Origin of the sequence: Burkholderia sp. FERM BP-3421 (assembly GCF_028657905.1) — a bacterium.
In the GTDB taxonomy this organism is placed as follows: Bacteria; Pseudomonadota; Gammaproteobacteria; order Burkholderiales; family Burkholderiaceae; genus Burkholderia.
The window spans coordinates 2,949,851-2,968,420 of sequence record NZ_CP117781.1; the positions used below are offsets into that span (position 1 = coordinate 2,949,851).

At 70.2% G+C, this 18,570-nt stretch carries 19 protein-coding genes and 1 pseudogene; 15 read left to right on the plus strand and 5 right to left on the minus strand.

Annotation, left to right across the window (positions count from 1 at the left end):
- Positions 1-71 precede the first annotated feature (71 nt).
- The 10 genes and pseudogenes from Bsp3421_RS15875 (at position 72) to Bsp3421_RS15920 (ending at position 7,039) form a co-directional block, all read left to right on the plus strand.
- Entirely contained in the window at positions 72-1,352 is a 1,281-nt protein-coding gene (locus tag Bsp3421_RS15875; RefSeq protein WP_273996871.1) for an isoprenylcysteine carboxylmethyltransferase family protein, read from the plus strand.
- 107 nt (positions 1,353-1,459) lie between these two features.
- Positions 1,460-1,945 (plus strand): annotated as a pseudogene (locus Bsp3421_RS15880) (methylated-DNA--[protein]-cysteine S-methyltransferase); the annotation flags it as partial.
- 165 nt (positions 1,946-2,110) lie between these two features.
- A complete protein-coding gene (locus tag Bsp3421_RS15885) occupies positions 2,111-2,848 on the plus strand; it encodes a 2OG-Fe(II) oxygenase (protein ID WP_273996873.1) in 738 nt (245 codons plus the stop codon).
- A 97-nt stretch (positions 2,849-2,945) separates the two neighbouring features.
- Positions 2,946-3,491, plus strand: coding sequence for a methylated-DNA--[protein]-cysteine S-methyltransferase (locus Bsp3421_RS15890; RefSeq protein ID WP_273996874.1), 546 nt, complete (start codon positions 2,946-2,948; stop codon positions 3,489-3,491).
- A gap of 2 nt (positions 3,492-3,493) precedes the next feature.
- A complete protein-coding gene (locus Bsp3421_RS15895) occupies positions 3,494-3,688 on the plus strand; it encodes a hypothetical protein (RefSeq protein WP_273996875.1) in 195 nt (64 codons plus the stop codon).
- 9 nt (positions 3,689-3,697) lie between these two features.
- The gene (locus Bsp3421_RS15900; RefSeq protein WP_273996877.1) at positions 3,698-4,252 is read left to right on the plus strand and encodes a methylated-DNA--[protein]-cysteine S-methyltransferase; all 555 of its coding nucleotides are present in this window, start codon (positions 3,698-3,700) and stop codon (positions 4,250-4,252) included.
- On the plus strand, positions 4,249-4,878 hold the full coding sequence (locus Bsp3421_RS15905) for a DNA-3-methyladenine glycosylase family protein (protein WP_273996878.1): 630 nt from the start codon (positions 4,249-4,251) through the stop codon (positions 4,876-4,878). Before Bsp3421_RS15900 ends, Bsp3421_RS15905 begins: the two co-directional genes overlap by 4 nt.
- A gap of 90 nt (positions 4,879-4,968) precedes the next feature.
- Positions 4,969-6,057, plus strand: a complete 1,089-nt coding sequence (gene ada, locus Bsp3421_RS15910; protein WP_273996879.1) for a bifunctional DNA-binding transcriptional regulator/O6-methylguanine-DNA methyltransferase Ada — start codon at positions 4,969-4,971, stop codon at positions 6,055-6,057.
- A complete protein-coding gene (locus tag Bsp3421_RS15915; protein ID WP_273996880.1) occupies positions 6,054-6,785 on the plus strand; it encodes a 2OG-Fe(II) oxygenase in 732 nt (243 codons plus the stop codon). The genes ada and Bsp3421_RS15915 overlap by 4 nt, the downstream gene beginning before the upstream one ends.
- Positions 6,782-7,039 (plus strand): Ada metal-binding domain-containing protein, encoded by a 258-nt coding sequence (locus tag Bsp3421_RS15920; RefSeq protein ID WP_273996881.1) that lies wholly within the window; start codon positions 6,782-6,784, stop codon positions 7,037-7,039. The genes Bsp3421_RS15915 and Bsp3421_RS15920 overlap by 4 nt, the downstream gene beginning before the upstream one ends.
- Before the next feature lie 364 nt (positions 7,040-7,403).
- Here Bsp3421_RS15920 and Bsp3421_RS15925 read toward each other — a convergent pair whose 3' ends face one another.
- Positions 7,404-7,541 (minus strand): hypothetical protein, encoded by a 138-nt coding sequence (locus Bsp3421_RS15925; RefSeq protein WP_273996882.1) that lies wholly within the window; start codon positions 7,539-7,541, stop codon positions 7,404-7,406.
- A gap of 211 nt (positions 7,542-7,752) precedes the next feature.
- On the opposite strand from Bsp3421_RS15925, the gene Bsp3421_RS15930 reads away from it, so the two are divergent.
- A complete protein-coding gene (locus Bsp3421_RS15930) occupies positions 7,753-9,096 on the plus strand; it encodes an MFS transporter (RefSeq protein ID WP_273996884.1) in 1,344 nt (447 codons plus the stop codon).
- A 77-nt stretch (positions 9,097-9,173) separates the two neighbouring features.
- Here Bsp3421_RS15930 and Bsp3421_RS15935 read toward each other — a convergent pair whose 3' ends face one another.
- Positions 9,174-10,184 (minus strand): 3-hydroxybutyryl-CoA dehydrogenase, encoded by a 1,011-nt coding sequence (locus tag Bsp3421_RS15935; RefSeq protein WP_273996885.1) that lies wholly within the window; start codon positions 10,182-10,184, stop codon positions 9,174-9,176.
- On the minus strand, positions 10,181-11,287 hold the full coding sequence (locus Bsp3421_RS15940) for an NAD/NADP-dependent octopine/nopaline dehydrogenase family protein (protein WP_273996886.1): 1,107 nt from the start codon (positions 11,285-11,287) through the stop codon (positions 10,181-10,183). Before Bsp3421_RS15940 ends, Bsp3421_RS15935 begins: the two co-directional genes overlap by 4 nt.
- 164 nt (positions 11,288-11,451) lie before the next feature.
- Here Bsp3421_RS15940 and Bsp3421_RS15945 point away from each other — a divergent pair, with 164 nt between their 5' ends.
- Positions 11,452-12,414, plus strand: a complete 963-nt coding sequence (locus Bsp3421_RS15945; protein WP_273996887.1) for an AraC family transcriptional regulator — start codon at positions 11,452-11,454, stop codon at positions 12,412-12,414.
- Complete coding sequence (locus tag Bsp3421_RS15950) at positions 12,411-13,448, plus strand: LysR family transcriptional regulator (RefSeq protein ID WP_273996888.1); 1,038 nt, start codon at positions 12,411-12,413, stop codon at positions 13,446-13,448. The genes Bsp3421_RS15945 and Bsp3421_RS15950 overlap by 4 nt, the downstream gene beginning before the upstream one ends.
- A 31-nt stretch (positions 13,449-13,479) precedes the next feature.
- On the opposite strand, the gene Bsp3421_RS15955 is transcribed toward Bsp3421_RS15950, so the two are convergent.
- Positions 13,480-14,598 carry a porin gene (locus Bsp3421_RS15955; protein WP_273996890.1) on the minus strand — a complete coding sequence of 373 codons (1,119 nt, stop codon included), beginning with the start codon at positions 14,596-14,598 and terminating at the stop codon, positions 13,480-13,482.
- A gap of 407 nt (positions 14,599-15,005) precedes the next feature.
- Here Bsp3421_RS15955 and Bsp3421_RS15960 point away from each other — a divergent pair, with 407 nt between their 5' ends.
- Both Bsp3421_RS15960 and Bsp3421_RS15965 read left to right on the plus strand, forming a co-directional pair.
- Complete coding sequence (locus Bsp3421_RS15960) at positions 15,006-16,418, plus strand: spinster family MFS transporter (protein WP_273996891.1); 1,413 nt, start codon at positions 15,006-15,008, stop codon at positions 16,416-16,418.
- Between the two features lie 151 nt (positions 16,419-16,569).
- On the plus strand, positions 16,570-17,538 hold the full coding sequence (locus Bsp3421_RS15965) for a PDR/VanB family oxidoreductase (RefSeq protein WP_273996892.1): 969 nt from the start codon (positions 16,570-16,572) through the stop codon (positions 17,536-17,538).
- 40 nt (positions 17,539-17,578) lie between these two features.
- Here Bsp3421_RS15965 and Bsp3421_RS15970 read toward each other — a convergent pair whose 3' ends face one another.
- Entirely contained in the window at positions 17,579-18,499 is a 921-nt protein-coding gene (locus Bsp3421_RS15970) for a LysR family transcriptional regulator (protein WP_273996893.1), read from the minus strand.
- Positions 18,500-18,570: the final 71 nt, after the last annotated feature.

The following is an 18,570-nucleotide window of genomic DNA, read 5'->3' on the forward strand; positions in this document are numbered from 1 at the left end:
CAGCACACGGTCGGGCACTGACCAATCACCACGCCCGGCCGCGCTCTCCAATGTCACGATACGAGGCTGACATGAATTCGACCTTCCCCGGCGCGGCGGCAACGCCCGCTCGCCCGCCGCGCTCCGCCACGCCATTCACGGTCGGCCTGGCGGGAATCGCCGCCGGTCTGTTCACGCTCTGGATCCTGCGCGGCACGACGCTCGACGGCGCTGCGCGCGCCACCGCCGCCTGCATCGCGATCATCGCGACGATCGGCGCCTACGAGCTGTTCGTCGCGCGCGTCCACCTGCGCCCGAGCGCGGGCCTCGCCCAACGCGCGGTGCGCCCGCTCGACCTCGCGCGCGTCGCCGTGCGGCTCGTCGCGCTCGGCTCGGTCTACGCCGGCATCGCGCTGCTCTACTGGCTGCTGCCCGAATACCACGGCGCGTTCTATACGCCGTTCTGGTCGCTCGCCGGCACGCTCGCCCCGTATCTCGCGATCGGCGCGCCGTTCTACTTCGCGTGGATGGATACGCGCCAGCGCGACGTCGACGACGCCTACCTGGCCTGGGGCCGGCTGCTGCTGCGCGGCGAACGCCCGGCCAGCTGGCAGCCGATCCGCGAGATGCTCGCGGGCTGGATGGTGAAGGCGTTCTTCCTGCCGCTGATGGTCACCTATCTGTCGACCGACGCCGATCATCTCGGCGCGTCGCTCGACACCGCGCTCGGCGCGCCGATGTCGCTCGCGACGTTCCGCTTCATGTACGACCTGTCGTTCACGATGGACCTGATGTTCGGCACGGTCGGCTATCTGTGCACGTTCCGGATCCTCGACAGCCACGTGCGCACCGTCGAGCCGACCACCCTCGGCTGGCTCGCCGCGCTGATCTGCTACCAGCCGTTCTGGTCGCTGATCTCGAACCAGTACATCCACTACGAAGGCTCGATGTTCTGGGACAACTGGCTGCTCGGCGTCCCGGCGATCCGCGTGCTGTGGGGCGTGACGATCGTCGCGCTGCTCCTGATCTACGCGTTGTCGACGATCTCGTTCGGCCTGCGTTTCTCGAACCTGACCAACCGCGGCATCATCACGTCCGGGCCTTACCGCTTCACGAAGCATCCGGCCTATGTCTCGAAGAACCTGTCGTACTGGATGGTGTCGGTGCCGTTCATCGAACCGCTCGGCTGGCGCATCGCGGTGATGCACACGGTCGCGCTGATCGCGGTGAACCTGCTGTACTTCCTGCGCGCGAAGACCGAGGAGCGCCACCTGATGCGCGACCCCGACTATCGCGCCTACGCGGAGTGGATCGCGCAGCATGGCCTGTTCGCGACGCTGGCGCGTCGCCTCGGGCTGCAGCGCGCCGCCTGAGAGCCCCCGGCACGGCGCGCCGACGCATGGCGCGCGCGCGCCGGCCCCGGCATAATGTCCGCTGCGCCGCCGGGCTCCGGCGGCATCTTCATCAGCGGAGCAGCCGAATGTACGCGTACAAGACGATCGAATCCCCGGTCGGCCGATTGAAACTCGTGGCGAACGGCGAGCGGCTCGCCGCCGTGCGCTGGGAGCACGAACGAGATGCGCGCGCGCCGTCCGGCGGGATGATCGAGATGCCCGACCATCCCGTGCTCCTCGAAACCGAGCGCCAACTCGTCGAATACTTCGCAGGCCAAAGAACCTCGTTCGATCTTCCGCTCGACTTCGCCGGCACGCCGTTCCAGAAGAAGGTCTGGGAAGCGCTGCTGACGATCCCCTTCGGCGAGACCCGCAGCTACCTCGAGATCGCCGAACAGATCGGCAACAAGAAGGCCGTGCGCGCGGTCGGCGCGGCGAACGGCGCGAACCCGATCCCGATCATCGCACCCTGTCATCGCGTGATCGGCGCATCGGGCGAGCTGACGGGTTTCGGCGGCGGCCTGCGCAACAAGCACCTGCTGCTGTCGCTCGAAGCGCGCCAGGATTCGCTGTTCCCGCTCGACTGAACGCACGCCGCGACGTCGGCAAATTCCACCGCAAGACCCGGAGTGCGGCCCGGGCCGGCCCGCACTACATTCGCCTCATCGCGTCGAACCCAGGAGCGCCACGATGATGCCGGTCACCCATCCATCCCGCGCCGCCGCGCGTCGCGGCTAATGAGCGCGGTCGCTTCCGCGCGCCGCGCCGCGCCGCTCGCGCAGCGCGTCGATCAACACGATTGGGCGGACATCGAGCAGTCGCTCGACCGCTATGGCTGCGCGCGCTTGCCGCAACTCGTCACGCCGGCGGAATGCGCGGCGCTCGCCGCGCTGTATCCGCTCGACGCGCCCTATCGCGCCCGCATCGTGATGGCCCGCCACAACTTCGGGCGCGGCGAATACAAATACTTCGCCTATCCGCTGCCCGAGCCGATCGGCGCGCTGCGCGACGCGCTTTATCCGCATCTCGTGCCGATCGCGAACCGCTGGCAGACCGCGCTGCGCAGCACGATCCGCTATCCGGCGCGGCACGCCGAATTCCTCGCCCGCTGCCACGACGCGGGGCAACTGCGCCCCACGCCGCTGATCCTGCGCTACGAGGCGGGCGACTACAACTGCCTGCACCAGGACCTGTACGGCGAGCATGTGTTCCCGTTGCAGGTCGCGATCCTGCTGTCGGAGCCGGGCCGGGATTTCAGCGGCGGCGAATTCGTGATGACGGAGCAGCGGCCGCGCATGCAGTCGCGCGTCGAGGTGGTGCCGCTCGCGCGCGGCGATGCCGTCGTGTTCACCGTCAATCACCGGCCGGTCGAGGGCGCGCGCGGCCCATACCGGGTCAACATGCGGCACGGCGTGAGCCGCCTGACGGCGGGCGTGCGCCATACGCTCGGCCTGATCTTTCACGACGCGCTGTAGCCCACGGGAATTCGACCGCAAGCCCCGGAGTGCGGCCGGCGACCCGACGTCCTACAGTGCGGATCATCAGGACGTTCCACTTCACGAGACCCAAGCCATGACACACGAACCCGCTGTTTCCCCTCCGGACCCGGTACGCTACGCGATCGGTCCGTGCTCGCTCGGGCGCGTGCTGGTGGCCGAAACCGATCGCGGCGTCTGCGCGATCCTGCTCGGCGCCGGCGACGCCGCGCTGAGCGCCGAGTTGCGCACCCGCTTTCCGCACGCCGGCGCGTCGTCGGACGCGGGGCTCGCGGAACGGCTCGCGCGCGCCGCCCAGCTCGTCGATCATCCGGGCGATGCGCCGAGGTTCCCGCTCGATCCTCACGGCAGCGCCTTCGAGCGACGCGTCTGGGACGCGCTGCGCGGCATCGCGCCGGGCGTCACCACGACCTACGGCGAGATCGCGCGCACGCTCGGCGATCCGCGCGCGGCGCGGGACGTCGCCGAGGCATGCGCGGCCAACATACTCGCGATCGCCGTGCCGTGCCATCGCGTGATCAAGCGCGACGGCACGCTGTCGGGTTATCGTTGGGGCTTTCAGCGCAAGCGCGAGCTGCTCCGGCGCGAAGCCGAGCAATATGCGCCGCGGGCGCTGATCTGAGCGTGCGCGCGCCGGCCCGCGACGCGCCGAATCCGCCCGCCCCGCGCGACGACGCGCACGAGGCCGGCCTGGCCGCCTGCCTCGCGCGCCGCGACGCGGCGGGCTGGCGGGTCCGCGCGGACGGACGGCTGGCGTTGCACTTGCCGGACGGCGCGCGTTTTCTGATCGACGCGGATACGATCACGCGTCTCGAATGAATCCATACGATGAAGCTGTTCCTGTACGACCAGCCCACGCCCATCGGCACGCTCGTGATCGCGGCCGACGCGGCGGACCGCGTGCATGCCGCCGCGTTCGCCGAGCACGTGGACCGACTGCGCACGCGCCTGCTGCACGACGCGCCCGACCTCATGCTGCTGCCGGGCGCCGGTCCCGGCGCGGCCGGCGCGGCGTTCGAGCGCTACTTCGACGGCGCGCTCGACGCCTTGCACGAAATCGCCGTCGCGCCGGCCGGCACCCCGGGCCAACAGGCCGTCTGGGCTGCCGTGCGCGCGATTCCGGCAGGCGCGACCCGCACGTACGGCATGCTCGCCCGCGCGCTCGGCCGACCGAACGGCGCGCGCGGCGTCGGCGCGGCCAACGCCGCGAATCCGATCGCGATCCTGGTGCCCTGTCATCGGCTGGTCGGCCAGGACGGCTCGCTCAGGGGTTATGCCTGGGGCCTCGAGCGCAAGGCGTGGCTGCTTGCGCACGAACAGCGGCACGCGACGCCCCGCGACGCCGTTCCCGTCTCCCATTCCCCCCCATCTGCCGATTCATGACCGCTCACCCTTCCACGCTCTACCGGAAAGCCGCCCGCTTCCTGTCCGCGCTCGATGCCGACTGGGCCGCCCACATCGCGGCGACCGGCCCTTGCCTGCATGCCCCCAAGCCGGCGCGCGACCCTTATGAGGCGCTGGTGCGCGCAATCGCGTACCAGCAGCTGCACGCGCGCGCGGGCGACGCGATTCTCGCGCGCCTGCTCGCGCTGTTTCCGGATCAACCGTTCCCGACGCCCGCGCAGCTGGCCGCGACCGGATTCGACGCCCTGCGCGCCTGCGGCTTCTCTGCGACCAAGATCGCGACGATCCAGGGCATCGCGCACGCCGCGCTGTCGGGCGTCGTGCCCTCGCGCGAAACCGCGCTCGCGCTGCCCGACGACGCGCTGATCGCGCGGCTGACCACGCTGCGCGGCGTCGGCAAATGGACCGTGGAGATGTTCCTGATCTACACCCTGGAGCGGATGGACATCCTGCCCGTCGACGACTTCGGCGTGCGCGAGGGCTATCGCCGCCTCAAGGGGCTGGCGGCGACGCCGACGCCGCGCGAACTGGCCGCGCTCGGGCGCGCCTGGAGCCCGTATCGCACGATCGCGGCATGGTATCTGTGGCGGCTGCCCGCCCGCTGACCCGTTCGAGGAATTCAACCGCAAGAGCCGGAGTGTGATCCGGCGCGCCGCTGCGTACAGTAGTACCGACTCGAACGATATGAGACCAGCATGATCAAGCTTAGAACGCCTTCACCGGCCAAGGGCAGCGCCGCCAGCGTCGTGGCCGATCCGCGCTGGGCCGCCGTGCTCGCGCGGGATCCGCGCGCCGACGACCAGTTCGTCTACGCGGTCAGGACCACCGGCGTCTACTGCCGGGCAAGCAGCACGTCGCGGATTCCGCGCCCGGAGAACGTCGAGTTCTTCGACACGCCGCAGGCCGCGGAGGCGGCGGGCTACCGCCCGAGCAAGCGGGCCGCGTCCGACCAGACCCGCATCGCCGAACACCATGCCGCGATCGTCGCGGACGCGTGCCGGCAGATCGAGACCGCCGAAGCCGAACCGGGGCTCACTGCGCTCGCGCGACACGCCGACATGAGCCCCTACCACTTCCATCGGGTCTTCAAGTCGGTGGCGGGCGTCACGCCGAAAGCGTATGCGCTCGCCCATCGCGCGAAGCGGCTGCGCGAACGTCTCGCGCAAAACGCGTCGGTGACCGACGCCATCTACGAGGCCGGCTTCAATTCGAACAGCCGCTTCTACGAGGCGTCGAACGGCGTGCTCGGCATGACGCCGTCCGATTTCCGCGCGGGCGGCGCGAACACCGACATCCATTTCGCGCTCGGCGAATGTTCGCTCGGCTCGATCCTCGTCGCGCAAAGCGAACGGGGGGTCTGCTCGATCCTGCTCGGCGACGATCCCGACGCGCTGCTGCGCGACCTGCAGGACCAGTTTCCGCACGCGAACCTGATTGGCGGCGACCCCGGCTACGAGACGCTGGTCGCCCGCGTCGTCGGCTTCATCGAGGAACCCGGAATCGGCCTCGACCTGCCGCTCGACGTGCGCGGCACGGCATTTCAGCAGCGCGTGTGGCAGGCGCTGCGCACGATCCCGGTCGGCACGACCGCCACCTACGCGGACATCGCCGCGAAGATCGGCGCGCCCAAGGCGGTGCGCGCGGTCGCGCAGGCCTGCGGCGCCAATCATCTCGCGGTGGCGATCCCGTGCCACCGGGTGATCCGCAGCGACGGCAACCTGTCCGGCTATCGCTGGGGCATCGAGCGCAAGCGCCAGTTGCTCGAACGGGAAGAACAGGTATGACGCGCCCTGCCGCGCGGGCCGGCACGGACGCGCCGCCGCTGCCCGAGGCCGCCGCGCTCGCCGCGGATCTCGATCGCGACGGCTACACGGTGATTCGCCGCTGGCTGACGCCCGAGGCCTGCGACAGGCTGCGTGCAACGGTCATGGACCCCGATCGCCTCCTGCCCGAGGGCGGCGATCAGCGGACGGGACAGTACTGGCGCGATGCGCAGTTCACACCCGGCGCGCGGCTGCGCGAGGCGCTCTATACGGGGCTCGTGCCGCATGCACAACGCTGGCTCGACGCGCTGGGGACCGGCGCGACGCTGCCGCCCACGCTGGCGGGCTTCGAGGCGCGTTGCCGCGACGCCGGGCTGGGCGCGCCGCTGTCGTCGCTGTCGCGTCTCCGGTCGGGCGACGAAGCCGCACTGCAACACCGCGCCGACGACGCGCTCGCGTTCCCGCTGCAAGCCAGCGTGATGCTGTCGCGCGCGGGCCGCGACTATACGGGCGGCGAATTCGTGATGACGGAACAGCGCCCGCGCATGCAATCGCGCCCGGCCGCGTTCCTGCTCGACCAGGGCGACCTCGTGTTGTTCGCGAGCGGCACCCGGCCGTTCCGCGGCGCGCAGGGCGCCTATCGGGTCAATCTGCGGCACGGCGTCAGCGTCGTGCGGACGGGCGAGCGATGCGCGCTCGACCTCGTATTCCACGCCGCGCGCGACGCCGCCGCGACGCAGGACCGATGAGCCGCACCTGGCTGCTGCTCGGCCCGGACGGCCGGCCGTATCGCAGCGCGGTCCCCGGCACGCTGGGCGGACACCGGCGCGGCCGCATCTACGGTCGCCTCGACTGCCGCTCCGCGCGGCGCGCCCTCGCGCGCGGCGGCTATGCGAAGCAGCGCGTGTTCTTCCTCGACGAAGCCGCGGCGCGCGCCGCCGGATACCGGCCATGCGCGGTGTGCATGCCGGAACGATACGCACGCTGGAAAGAGGAACGATGAGCTTGCCGATGACGACCCTGCCGCCCGATTTCACGTCCGGCTCTATGCTCGCGCCCGAGGCGGCGACCTCTCCCGCTGCGCCCCTGTCCGCGCTCGACCCGCAGCGGCTGAGGCCGCAACCTCCCGGAGACCGCCCCAGCACAATCCGCATGTCGGAACGATAAGCAGGCTTGGTCCAGAAGATCGAACATGACGAGGTCTTCTTCAATTGAATCGACGACGCGCACCTCCATCCCGCCGAGCCGCGTGACGCCCGACGTCGATTCGCTCGCGCCGCGGCCCAGCACCTTCACGGGCGGCGCTGATCCGTGCGCGCGGCCTGCCTGGCCCGCGCCTGCGCGCCGCAGCGGATTTCAGCAGCACGTCACTGCCGCGTGGTCTGCGCGGCACGCCACTGCCGTGCGTCAGCGGAACCGGGGCGCTCGATCAGCTCGGCGGGCTGCGCGCGCTCGACCTGCTGCCCGGCGAACTCGACCCGGGGCGGCGCATCGCCGCGCGGCATCGGACCGGCGCGTATCTGCCGCCACGGGTGCGGTTGAGCGTCGCGCCGCGGCAAGCACGCATGAAGCAGCGGCGCGCAGCCGCGACCATCATTTGCCGGAGTGATGACACCCGCCTTTTTCTGCGGATTTGACCGGGGCCGGCGGCGGCGACAACCTAAGGCCGCACTGCCGCGAAGACGGCATGCGCCGTCTCCCCCTTCAGAGTCCGCCATGTACCCGACCGACACCGTGCAATCCCCGAGCGCCGCCCGGCCGCTCGTCGACCGGCAGCTTCGCCGGATCGTCATCGCTTCTGTCGCCGGCAACGCGATGGAGTGGTACGACTTCTTCGTGTACGGCACGGCCGCGGCGCTCGTGTTCGGCCACGTGTTCTTCCCGCCCGGCGCATCGCCGCTTGCCGGCAGCCTCGCCGCGTTCGCGGCGTTCGCGCTCGGCTTCGTCGCGCGGCCGCTCGGCGGAGTCGTGTTCGGCCATGTCGGCGATCGCTACGGGCGCAAGGTGTCGCTCGTGTGGACGCTACTGATCATGGGCGCGTCGACCTTCGCGATCGGCCTGCTGCCGACCTACGGGCAGGTCGGCCTGTGGGCGCCCGCGGCGCTCGTCGCGCTGCGCCTGCTGCAAGGCATCGCGTCCGGCGGCGAATGGGGCGGCGGCGTGCTGATGATCAGCGAGAACGCGCCGCCCGAACAGCGCGGCTATTACGCCGCGTGGAGCCAGCTCGGCGTGGGCGGCGGCTTCGTGCTGTCGTCGGCCGCGTTTCTCGCCGCGCAGGCGCTGCCGGACGACGCTTTCCGCGCGTGGGGCTGGCGGCTGCCGTTCCTCGCGAGCGTCGCCCTCTTCGCGATCGGCATCTACATCCGCCGCCATCTGCCGGAAAGCCGCGACTTCGAGCAGGCCGGCAAGCACGGCGCGCACGCGCATCTGCCGATCGTCGCGTGCCTGCGCCGCCATCCGAAGGCAATCCTGATTGCGATGGGGCTGCGCGTAGCCGAAAACGGCGGCGCATACATTTTCCTCGCGTTTTCGCTCGTCTACGGCAAATACGTCGGAATCCAGAACGACGTGATGCTGACCGGCGTGATGATCGCGATGATCGTCGAGATGGGTGCGATGCTCGCGTGGGGTCGGCTGTCCGACCGGATCGGTCGCAAGCCGGTGTACCTGATCGGCGCGCTCAGCCTCGTCGCGTGCGCGTTTCCGTTCTTCTGGCTGCTCGACACGCGCGCGACGCCGTTCGTGTGGCTCGCGCTCACGGTCGGCACGGCCGTCAGCCACGGCGCAATGATCGGCACGCTGCCCGCGCTCGTCGGCGAGCTGTTCAGCACCGAGGTGCGCTATTCGGGCGTCGCGCTCGGCCATGAAGTCGCGTCGATCTTCGCGGGCGGCATGTCGCCGCTGATCGCGACCGCGCTGCTCGCGCGCCATCAGGCGTCGTGGCCCGTGTCGCTGTTCCTCGTCGCGCTCGGCCTCGTCACCGTCGCGACGCTGTGCGCGATGCGCGAGACGCGGATCGTGGATGAGGCTCACGCCGCCCCGGCTGCCGACGCGGCGTGACCATGACGCCTCGATTCGCGCGAGCGGGCCATTCCCGGCGCGTGCGGCCGTTCCCGCCCGCCGCGCCGACGCGCCGCCTAGCCGCCGCTTCCCCGCCGCGCGCCGTCGAACACCGGCGCAAGCCCGAGATGATCGAGCAGCCGCGCGAATTCGCCGAGCCGCTGCCGCATGTAGGCGGGCACGTCGACCTCCGCATAATCGTGGAAACCAGCGCCCGTGCGCACGCCATCACGCCCGGCTTCCATGTTGCGCACGACGCTGTCGGCCGGCGCGAAGCGCGGGCCGATCTCGCCGGCCAGATACATCGACGCGTAATACAGGATGTCGCAGCCGCCCCAGTCGATGAATTCCAGCAGCCCGAGCACCGCGAAGCGCGGGCCGAAGCCGGTGCGGATCGCCGTGTCGATGTCCGCTGCGCTCGCGACGCCCTCCTCGACCATCCGCGCGGCCTCGTTCATCGCGAGCGCCTGGATGCGCGGCACGATATAGCCAGGCGCCGGCCCGCAGATCACCGGCTGCTTGCCGACGCGCGCCAGCAGCGCGGCGAGCGCGTCGACGATGGCTCGATCCGTCGCAGCGCCGCGGCTGATCTCAACGAGCGGCATCAACAGCGCGGGATTCAGCCAGTGCGCGTTCAGCATCCGTTCGGGATGCGCGACATGGCGCTGCAACTCGGTGACGACGAAGGTCGACGTCGTCGATGCAATCGTTGCGCTCGCATCGACAGTCACGCCGAGCCAACGCAGCGCGTCGGCTTTCGCGTCGAGCACTTCGGGCAGGGCCTCGAATACGATGTCGGCATCGCGCACCGCATCCGCCGCGCCGTCCCGCGCGATGAGCGCAATGCGCGCGACGACGGCGTCGGCCTGCGCGGCGTCGATGCGGCCGAGCACGATCTGCGCGTGCAGCGGCCGCGCGATCTCGTCGTGCGTGCGCGCCGCGAATGCGCGCCATCCGGCCGCGTCGCGCGGCTTGAAGTCGACCAGCGTCACGTCGAGCCCCGCGAACGCGAACACCAGCGCGATCCCCTGCCCCATGCGCCCCGCGCCGAGCACGTGCACGCGCGTCACCTCGGTGGCCGCGATCATGCCGCGCACCCCGCGTCGAGCAGCGCGCGCAGCGCGTCGCGCGACAGCGCCGCCAGCCCGAGCCGCTCCAGCGTGCGGCCTTCCGCATACAGGCCGCGCGCTACGACCGCGCTCGCGATGCTCAGCAGCCCCTGCGCAACCGGCGTCGGCACGCCAGCCCAGCGCCCGCACGACACGACGAACGACAGCCCGAGCCGGGTGTCCTCGAGCATGTAGCGATGCGTGCGCAAATCGATCTTCTCGCGCCAGTCGCCGCTATCGGTCAGCCTGCCGTGCGCGCCGCGCCCGTACATCCATTCGTCACCGTCGGCCGCGTAGTGATCCGCGAGCGGGAAATGCGGCGAGCGGTAGCCGAGCGCCTCGCGCACCGCGATGCGTTCGGCGTCGAGCGCGTTCGTCACGCGGCGGATCGCCGGTTGCGTGCCTTCGTTGTGGATGTCCCACGCGTCGAAGTGTTCGAGCGGCCCGGCGTTCATCAGGATCAGCGGCGGGTGGATCACCGGCCCCGCGTTCATCAACGCGGCGGACAATGCGTCCTCGACCGGCTCGACCGACGGATAGCCCGCGCGCAGCACGTCGAATGCCCAGCCGGCCGCGTGTGCCGGAAACACGCCGGTCGGCAGGCGCGTCGCATACGCGCTGATCACGACTTCATTGTCGCCATGCCTGCGCACCAGATACGGCAGCGTACCCGTCTCGGCGAACGCGATGCGCGAGCGATTGCCGGCGTCGGCCGCCGCACGCGCGAACACGAAGCTGCCGAATGTGCCGGGCGGCAGGAACACGACCTGATCGTCCTCCAGCAGCGGCGCGACCTGCGCGGCGAGCGCGTCGTGCGAGGTGGCCGGCAGCGGCGCCACGACGAGCCGCGCACCGTGCAGCGCCGCCGCGAGATCGCCGGTCAGGCGAATCGCGCCGGGCGCTTCGCCGAGCGGAACCGCCCACTTGCCGCGATAGTCGGTCACGTTCAATACGCCGAGTTCGCGCAGCCGCGCATGCGGCTCGCGATCGCGCCGCCACCACGTCACGTCGTGCCCCTTCTCGAACAGATCGATGGCCGCCGCATGGCAGCCGTGGCCTCCGCCCAGTACACATACCTTCATCGTCGTCTCCCGGTGAATGAGTGCTTCCGAGACTACGCGGCGGCGTGCACCGCGTCGCTTCAAAACGCGCAACGACGCGCCCGTTCGCGCAACGCAATCGCAGCCCGGCACGTGCGCCGCCCGCGCATGCCGTCGCCCCCACGCATCCGACCCGAGGTCCACGAATGGATATCGCCCTTTCCCGCCATGCGCCGAACCGGCTCGGCGCGCTGCGGGCGCCCGACGAAGTCGAACGCGCGGTCGCGCACCGGCTCGGGCCGCACCGGATGGCCGCGCGCGGCTGCGATCCGTTTCGCGCTGAACTGTACGAAGTGCCGCTGCATCACGGTACGCTGCTCGAACTCTGCTACGGCCGCGAAACGCGTATCGACTTCGGCGACGACGCCGCGCATTTCCTGTTCAGGCTGACGCTCGCGGGCACGTACGAATTGCAGGCCGGCGCCGTCGTCGCGCGCGCCGGCCCCGGCGAGCTGACCGTGTCGTCGCCCGCGCTCGCGAGCCGCCTGAGCACGAGCCCCGATTGCCGCAACCTCGTGCTGCGGCTCGAGCGCGGCGCGCTCGAGCGCAAGCTCCAGGACATGCTGCACGCGACGCTCGCCCGGCCGCTGACGTTCGAACTCACGGCCGGCGGCGCCGGCGCCGCGCTCGTGCCGCCGACATTCGAGTATCTGTGCCGGCTGGGCGCGCAGCCGGGCATCGGCGCAACCGCCTCCGGCGCCGATCTGAGCACGTGGCTGATGTCGCTGTTGCTCACGCACCTGCCGCATTCGTACAGCGACGCGCTCGCGCGCGGCACGCCGCCGCTGCCGACGCACGTGCGCCGCGCGTGCGACCACGTCGACGCGCATCTCGGCGAACCGCTCGCGCTCGCCGCGCTGGCGGCCGTCGCGGGCGTCGCGCCGCGCACGCTGCAGCACGCGTTCCGCGCGTTCCTGCACACCACGCCGGCCGCCTACGTGCGCGAACGCCGGCTCGCCGCCGCGCACGCGGCTCTGCAACGCGGCGACGCGCGCAGCGTGACCGATGTGCTGATCGCGCACGGCATCCACGGCTTCGGTCATTTCGCGAAGGCGTATGCGCGGCGTTACGGCCACGCGCCTTCCGTCACCGCGAGGACACCACGATGACGCATCCCTCGACCGGCCGTCACGCGGCCCCGGCCCGCGCCGACCCCGCGCCGCACGACGGCGACGCGCCCGATGGCCTGCGCGTGCAGGATCTCGATCTCAATCTGCTGAAAACGTTTCGCGCGGTGTACGAGGAACGGCATGTCGGCCGCGCGGCGCAGCGGCTCGGCGTCACGCAGCCGTCGGTCAGCCACGCGCTCGGCCGGCTGCGGCTGATGTTTCGCGACGCGCTGTTCGTGCGCACCGGCACCGGCGTCGAGCCGACGCCTCGCGCGCAGCGGCTCGCGCTGTCGGTCGACAAGGCGCTCGCGATCCTGCAGGACGTGCTCGACGAGGGCTCGCGCTTCGTGCCCGACAGCACGCAACGCGTGTTCCGCCTGCACATGAGCGATTTCGCGGCGAGCGCGTTCCTGCCGACGATGCTCGCCGAATTCGACCGCCGCGCGCCGGGCGCGGTGATCGAGACGCTGCATGTCGACGAATGCCAACTCAATGTCGCGCTCGAATCGGGGCGCATCGATTTCGCGCTCGGGCACTTCGCCGACGCATCGAGCCACTTCCAGCGCGCCGCGCTGCTGCACGAGCGCTGCGTGCTGTTGATGCCGCGCCGTACCGCGCGGCGCGCCGCGCTGTCCGACGATTTCGTGCTCGACGGCGCGGTGCCCGACGCGCTGCGCTTTCTCGCGATCACGTCGCATCCGCAATCGATGCAGTTGCTGGAACGGCACGGGCTGATGCCGCGCGTGCGCGCGGCGCTGCCAGATTTCATGGTGGTGCCCGCGCTGCTGCGCGACGGCGACTACGCGCTGATCCTGCCGGAGACCGTCGCGATCACGTTCGCGGCGCGGCAACCGTGCGCGCTGTACGAGATCGCCGACGCCGGCGAATGGGCCGTCAACGCGTACTGGCACCGGCGCTTCGACGCGGATCCCGGCCATCGTTGGCTGCGCGCGCTGCTGCTCGAACTGTTCAGCATCGGCCGGCGGGCGCCATTCGATGCATGGCTCGCGCCGCAACTGCCCGCCCGTGCCTAGCCGCGCGGGCCGGCCCGCGCGATCAGAACGATCAGAACGACATCAGGATGCCGGCGACGATCGAGCTGGCCGTCGCGCCTGGCTTCGCGAGCGCGACGCCGCCGCCCGCCGCGCCGTTGACGACGAAGCGCGCATGCGCGCCGTTGCGCACCATCGCCGCGCCCGTGTACAGCACCGTGCGCTTCGACAGCGGATAGTCGAAGCGCACGCCGTACGAATCGGCGTCGCCTTCGCTGTCGGCGACTTTCCGGTAATGGCCGACGCTCAGCAACAGCGACGCGCGCCCGATCGGCACCGTCGCGCTGAGTTCCATGATGTCGCTGTGCGGATACGCGCTCCGGCTGTCGATCACCGTCGCGACGTCGGGGCCGCCGCGATGGCGCATGTACAGCGCGGAAACCTTCACGACTTCGAAATCGTAGGACACCGCGCCGAGCGTGTAATTGCCGTTCGCGGCCGGACTTGCGTCGCCGAGCGTCGCGGCGGCGACCGGGCTGAACTTCTGCGTCATGTAATCGAGATCGACCGACAGGCCGCCGCGCACGTAGTTGAGTCCCGCGCCGTAGGTATCGCCCAGCGTCGAAGGCTGCCCGGCCGCGCCGTTGGCGCCGCGCGCAGCCATCGCGCGCAGCATGAAGCCTGCGTGGCGCGGCGACGTGTAGCGCATCGAGTTGCGCACACGCAGGAACGCCGGCCCGACGAAATTGTCGGTCGCGTTGCCCCACGCGAGCCCCGCGCCGAGCCCAGGCAGGCTGTACGTGACGAGCGTCGTATGCAGGATCGTGTAGAGCTCGCCGACCTGCACGCCGCCGAACGGCCCCGTGACGCCGACCCACGCCTCGCGCCCGAACAACGCGCTGCTGCTGGAGAGCGCCCCGCTCGCGGCGTTGAAGCCGCCCTCGAGCTTGAAGATCGTCGCGTAGCCGCCGCCGAGATCCTCGACGCCCTTCAGCCCCCATTGCGACGCGAACAGGTTGCCGCTGCCCATACGCGCCACATGGTTCGGTCCGGCGTTCGCGTATTCGACAGCGGTGTCGATGCGGCCGTAAAGCGTCACGCTCGATTGCGCGGCGGCGGGCAGCGCGGCGCAGGCAAGGAGCGCGGCAAGCGGTGCGGCAAGCCGGTCGGCCCGCCTGTTCGGATGGTTCATCTTCGTCGTCCCGTGGAAATGCCGGCAGCTGTCAGCATCGCGCCGCCTGACTTGAAGCGCGTTCGCCTCGAAGGGCCAACATCGCCAATGAAAACCGGGCCGAGTCTAGGAACGACAATTTCGGAAGTCGACGCAATCCGCTCTATAACACTTATAGATGCACCGCATGATGCGCGCGCGGGCCGCCGCACGCGCGCTCCGCGGCGGCCCGCGCGCACGGCCTCGGTGTTTTCTTTACCTGGGTCGGTAAATGTCCGTGTGGCGCGGCTGTCACTCCGGATATGGCGGCCGGATTTGGCCGACTACGCTGCGTCTCCGATCGTGCCGCACGCACGCGTTCGCGCCGCGACGGCGCAGCCCGCGAGGCCGCCGTCGCGGCGTCCACCGCCCGCTCCTGGAGAATCCGCATGTCCGCACCCACGGCCCGCGCTGCCGACGGCAAGCGCTATACGTATGAATGGTATGTCGTCGTCATCTGCATGCTCGCGTACGTCTTCTCGTTCGTCGACCGCCAGGTGCTCGTGCTGATGATCGAGCCGATCAAGCGCGACCTATCCCTGTCCGACACGCAGTTCAGCCTGCTCAACGGTTTCGCGTTCTCACTGTTCTACGCGGTGATGGGGCTGCCCGTCGCGTATCTCGCCGACCGCTACGCGCGCCCGCGCATCATCTCGATCGGCATCGCGCTGTGGAGCGTCGCGACCGCCGCATGCGGGCTCAGCCAGCATTTCGTGCAGATGTTCGTCGCGCGGATGGGGGTGGGCATCGGCGAGGCGGCGCTGTCGCCCGGCGCGTATTCGATGCTCGCCGACTACTTCCCGAAGGAGAAGCTCGGGCGCGCGATCGCCGTATATTCGCTCGGCTCGTTCATCGGCGGCGGCATCGCGTTCCTGATCGGCGGCTACGTGATCGCGCTGCTCAAGCATGCGAGCGCGTTCACGCTGCCGGTGGTCGGACAGATTCACGCGTGGCAGGTCACCTTCCTGATCGTCGGCTTGCCCGGCCTGCTCGTCGCGCTGCTGTTCACCGCGACCGTGCGCGATCCACGGCGCAAAGGGCTCGCGCAGGATCGCTCGGGCACGGTGCGACGCGTGTCGATGGGCGATTCGCTGCGCTTCGTCGGCGCGCACCGCGCGACCTTCGCGTGCCACTACCTCGGCTTCTCGTTCTATGCGATGACGCTGTACTGCCTGCTGAGCTGGACGCCCGCGTTCTATATCCGCCGCTTCGGAATGACGGCGGTGGAGGCCGGCTACGCGCTCGGCAGCGTGCTGCTCGTCGCGAACACCGCCGGCGTGTTCTGCGGCGGCTGGCTCAACGACTGGCTGCTGCGTCGCGGCCGCACGGATGCGCCGATGCGCGCCGGCGCGATCGGCGCCGTCTGCATGACGGTTCCCGCCGCGCTGTTCACGCAGTTCGACCATCTACCGTCGTCGCTCGCGATGCTCGTCGTCGCGATGTTCTTCGCGTCGTTCCCGATGCCGACCTCGACCGCCGCGATGCAGACGCTCGCGCCGAACCAGATGCGCGCGCAAATCTCCGCACTGTTCCTGCTCGTCTCGAACCTGATCGCACTCGGGATCGGCACGACGGTCGTCGCGCTGTTCACCGATCGCGTGTTCGGCACGCCCGCGGCGGTCGGTCACTCAATGACGATCGTCAACCTCGCGGCGGCCACGCTCGCCGCGCTGCTGCTGGCCATCGGATGCCGCCGGTACCGGCTCAGCCTCGATCGCGAACACGGCCACGCAGCCGCGGCCGGACAACCGGCGGCCGGCCACGGCGAGGCGATCGCCGCATCCGGCTCCGCCTTGCGCTGACTCGATCTTGCCCGACCATCATCCACCAGGCTGATTTCATCATGGATTTTTTATCGATTTGATTTATGCTGAGTCGATCCCTATTCTCGATCGCATCACGGCGCGGCGGCACTCGCCGCGCCGGTTTTCCTCGTACCCCACGGAATCATCCATGCAAGCGAACCGCCACCAAGTCCGGATCGACGCGCTGATCGACGCGGCACAGGACATCCGCTGTTTCCGGGTTTCGCGCGTAGACGGCCGGCCGTTCGACGCGTACGAACCAGGCGCCCATATCGACGTCACCGCGCCGTCGGGCGTCACGCGCCAATATTCGCTGTGCGGCGACCCGGACGAGCGCGGCAGCTATCTGTTCGCGGTCAAGAAGGAAGCGCGGTCGCGCGGCGGCTCGCGGTCGCTGCACGACGACGCAACGATCGGCGCCGAGTTGTCGATCAGTGCGCCGCGCAACCTGTTCCGGCTCGCGGCAAGCGCCAGCGAGCACGTGCTGATCGCGGCCGGCATCGGCATCACGCCGCTGCTGTCGATGGCGTACGCACTGCACCGGCGCGGCGCTCGCCACCGGTTGCACTATTTCGCGCGCAGCCGCGAGCATGCGGCCTTCGTCGACGCGCTGTCGGCCGAACCATTTGCGTCGCACGTGACGTTCCACTACGCCGTAGAGCCCGACGCGCTCGCGGCCCGGCTCGGCCGCTGCGTCGACGCGATCGATGCGGAGGCGCACGTCTACACGTGCGGCCCGGGGCCGTTCATGGATGCGGTCGTCGCGGCGGCCGCGACGCGCTTACCGGAAGACTCGATCCACCTCGAGCGCTTCGCCGCCGAACCGGCGGCGTCCGGAGCCGACGCGGCCGACGGCTTCGAAGTGCGCCTGCAACGCAGCGGCCGGACGGTGCGCGTCGCGCCCGACACGTCGATCGTCGACGCGCTCGCGCAGATCGGCATCGAAGTCGATACGTCGTGCGGCGAAGGCGTGTGCGGCACCTGCATGGTATCCGTCGTCGACGGCGAGCCCGACCATCGCGACCATTGCCTCAGCAAGGCGGAACGGGCGAGCAACACGGTGATCTGCTGCTGCGTGTCGCGCGCGCGCTCGCCGGTGCTCGTCCTCGATCTCTGATGCGCCGCGACGCACGGCGTCGTACCGCGCAGTCGCACGCTCACGCACCGTCGAAACGCGCGACGATCCCGGCCAGCAGTTCCCGCATCCACGCGATGCCTTCATCCTCGTGAAAATGCGCGTGCCAGTGCATCGTCACCGGCGCGGGCGGCAGCGTCACGGGCAGGTCGTAGAGCCGGAACCCGTTGTCGCGGTTCAGGATGCGCGCGAGCCGCTTCGGCAGCGTCGCGTAGAGATCCGTGACCGACAGCACGCTCGGCAGTGCGACGAAGTGCGGCACCTCGAGCGCGATATTGCGCCCCACGCCCTGCACGCGCAGCGCATCGTCGAGTGCGTGGTGGCTGTGCTCGACCGACTTCACGTTGACGTGCGCCGCGCGCACGAACTGCTCGAGGCTCAGCGCGCCGCCCGCCGGCAGGCCGCGCCGGCGGCCCGTCATGCATGCGTAGGTTTCCTCGAACAGCACCTGATGACACGTGCGCGGCATCAGCTCCGGCAGGTTGCCGATGGCGAAATCGAGCCGGCTCGCGCGCAACGCCTCCTCGATCTCCTCGACCGGCAGCGGCTGCACGCTCAGCGTCACGCGCGGCGCGTGCGCGCGCAGCGCCTGGCAGATCGCGGGCAGATACGCCATCTCGCCGGCATCCGACAGCGACAGCCGGAACGTGCGCGTGCTGACCGCCGGATCGAAGCGCTCCGCGTAGCGCAGCGCGACGCGCACCATGTCGAGCGCCTTGCCGACGATGCCCGCGAGTTCGAGCGCGACCGGCGTCGGCTGCATGCCCGCGCGCGTGCGCACGAACAGCGGATCGTCGAACAGCGTGCGCAGCCGGCCAAGCGAATAGCTGACGGCCGGCTGCGACAGCGCGAGCCGCTCGCCGGCCCTGGTCAGGCTGCGCTCCTCGACGATCGCCTGGAACACCCGCAGCAGGTTCAGATCGAGATGATCGATCGATGTCATCGCCGGCTCCTTCATTTGCCAAATTTATTTAGTAGTCAATTTTAGATCAATTTGACGGATATATCACCGGA

What these genes read in the sequence shown, in the direction of transcription:
- Bsp3421_RS15875 (WP_273996871.1), top strand. Translation starts at nt 72, where the DNA reads ATGAATTCGACCTTCCCCGGCGCGGCGGCAACGCCCGCTCGCCCGCCG.
- Bsp3421_RS15885 (WP_273996873.1), top strand. Translation starts at nt 2,111, where the DNA reads ATGAGCGCGGTCGCTTCCGCGCGCCGCGCCGCGCCGCTCGCGCAGCGC.
- Bsp3421_RS15890 (WP_273996874.1), top strand. Translation starts at nt 2,946, where the DNA reads ATGACACACGAACCCGCTGTTTCCCCTCCGGACCCGGTACGCTACGCG.
- Bsp3421_RS15900 (WP_273996877.1), top strand. Translation starts at nt 3,698, where the DNA reads ATGAAGCTGTTCCTGTACGACCAGCCCACGCCCATCGGCACGCTCGTG.
- Bsp3421_RS15905 (WP_273996878.1), top strand. Translation starts at nt 4,249, where the DNA reads ATGACCGCTCACCCTTCCACGCTCTACCGGAAAGCCGCCCGCTTCCTG.
- ada (WP_273996879.1), top strand. Translation starts at nt 4,969, where the DNA reads ATGATCAAGCTTAGAACGCCTTCACCGGCCAAGGGCAGCGCCGCCAGC.
- Bsp3421_RS15915 (WP_273996880.1), top strand. Translation starts at nt 6,054, where the DNA reads ATGACGCGCCCTGCCGCGCGGGCCGGCACGGACGCGCCGCCGCTGCCC.
- Bsp3421_RS15920 (WP_273996881.1), top strand. Translation starts at nt 6,782, where the DNA reads ATGAGCCGCACCTGGCTGCTGCTCGGCCCGGACGGCCGGCCGTATCGC.
- Bsp3421_RS15925 (WP_273996882.1), bottom strand. Translation starts at nt 7,541, where the DNA reads ATGCCGCGCGGCGATGCGCCGCCCCGGGTCGAGTTCGCCGGGCAGCAG.
- Bsp3421_RS15930 (WP_273996884.1), top strand. Translation starts at nt 7,753, where the DNA reads ATGTACCCGACCGACACCGTGCAATCCCCGAGCGCCGCCCGGCCGCTC.
- Bsp3421_RS15935 (WP_273996885.1), bottom strand. Translation starts at nt 10,184, where the DNA reads ATGATCGCGGCCACCGAGGTGACGCGCGTGCACGTGCTCGGCGCGGGG.
- Bsp3421_RS15940 (WP_273996886.1), bottom strand. Translation starts at nt 11,287, where the DNA reads ATGAAGGTATGTGTACTGGGCGGAGGCCACGGCTGCCATGCGGCGGCC.
- Bsp3421_RS15945 (WP_273996887.1), top strand. Translation starts at nt 11,452, where the DNA reads ATGGATATCGCCCTTTCCCGCCATGCGCCGAACCGGCTCGGCGCGCTG.
- Bsp3421_RS15950 (WP_273996888.1), top strand. Translation starts at nt 12,411, where the DNA reads ATGACGCATCCCTCGACCGGCCGTCACGCGGCCCCGGCCCGCGCCGAC.
- Bsp3421_RS15955 (WP_273996890.1), bottom strand. Translation starts at nt 14,598, where the DNA reads ATGAACCATCCGAACAGGCGGGCCGACCGGCTTGCCGCACCGCTTGCC.
- Bsp3421_RS15960 (WP_273996891.1), top strand. Translation starts at nt 15,006, where the DNA reads ATGTCCGCACCCACGGCCCGCGCTGCCGACGGCAAGCGCTATACGTAT.
- Bsp3421_RS15965 (WP_273996892.1), top strand. Translation starts at nt 16,570, where the DNA reads ATGCAAGCGAACCGCCACCAAGTCCGGATCGACGCGCTGATCGACGCG.
- Bsp3421_RS15970 (WP_273996893.1), bottom strand. Translation starts at nt 18,499, where the DNA reads ATGACATCGATCGATCATCTCGATCTGAACCTGCTGCGGGTGTTCCAG.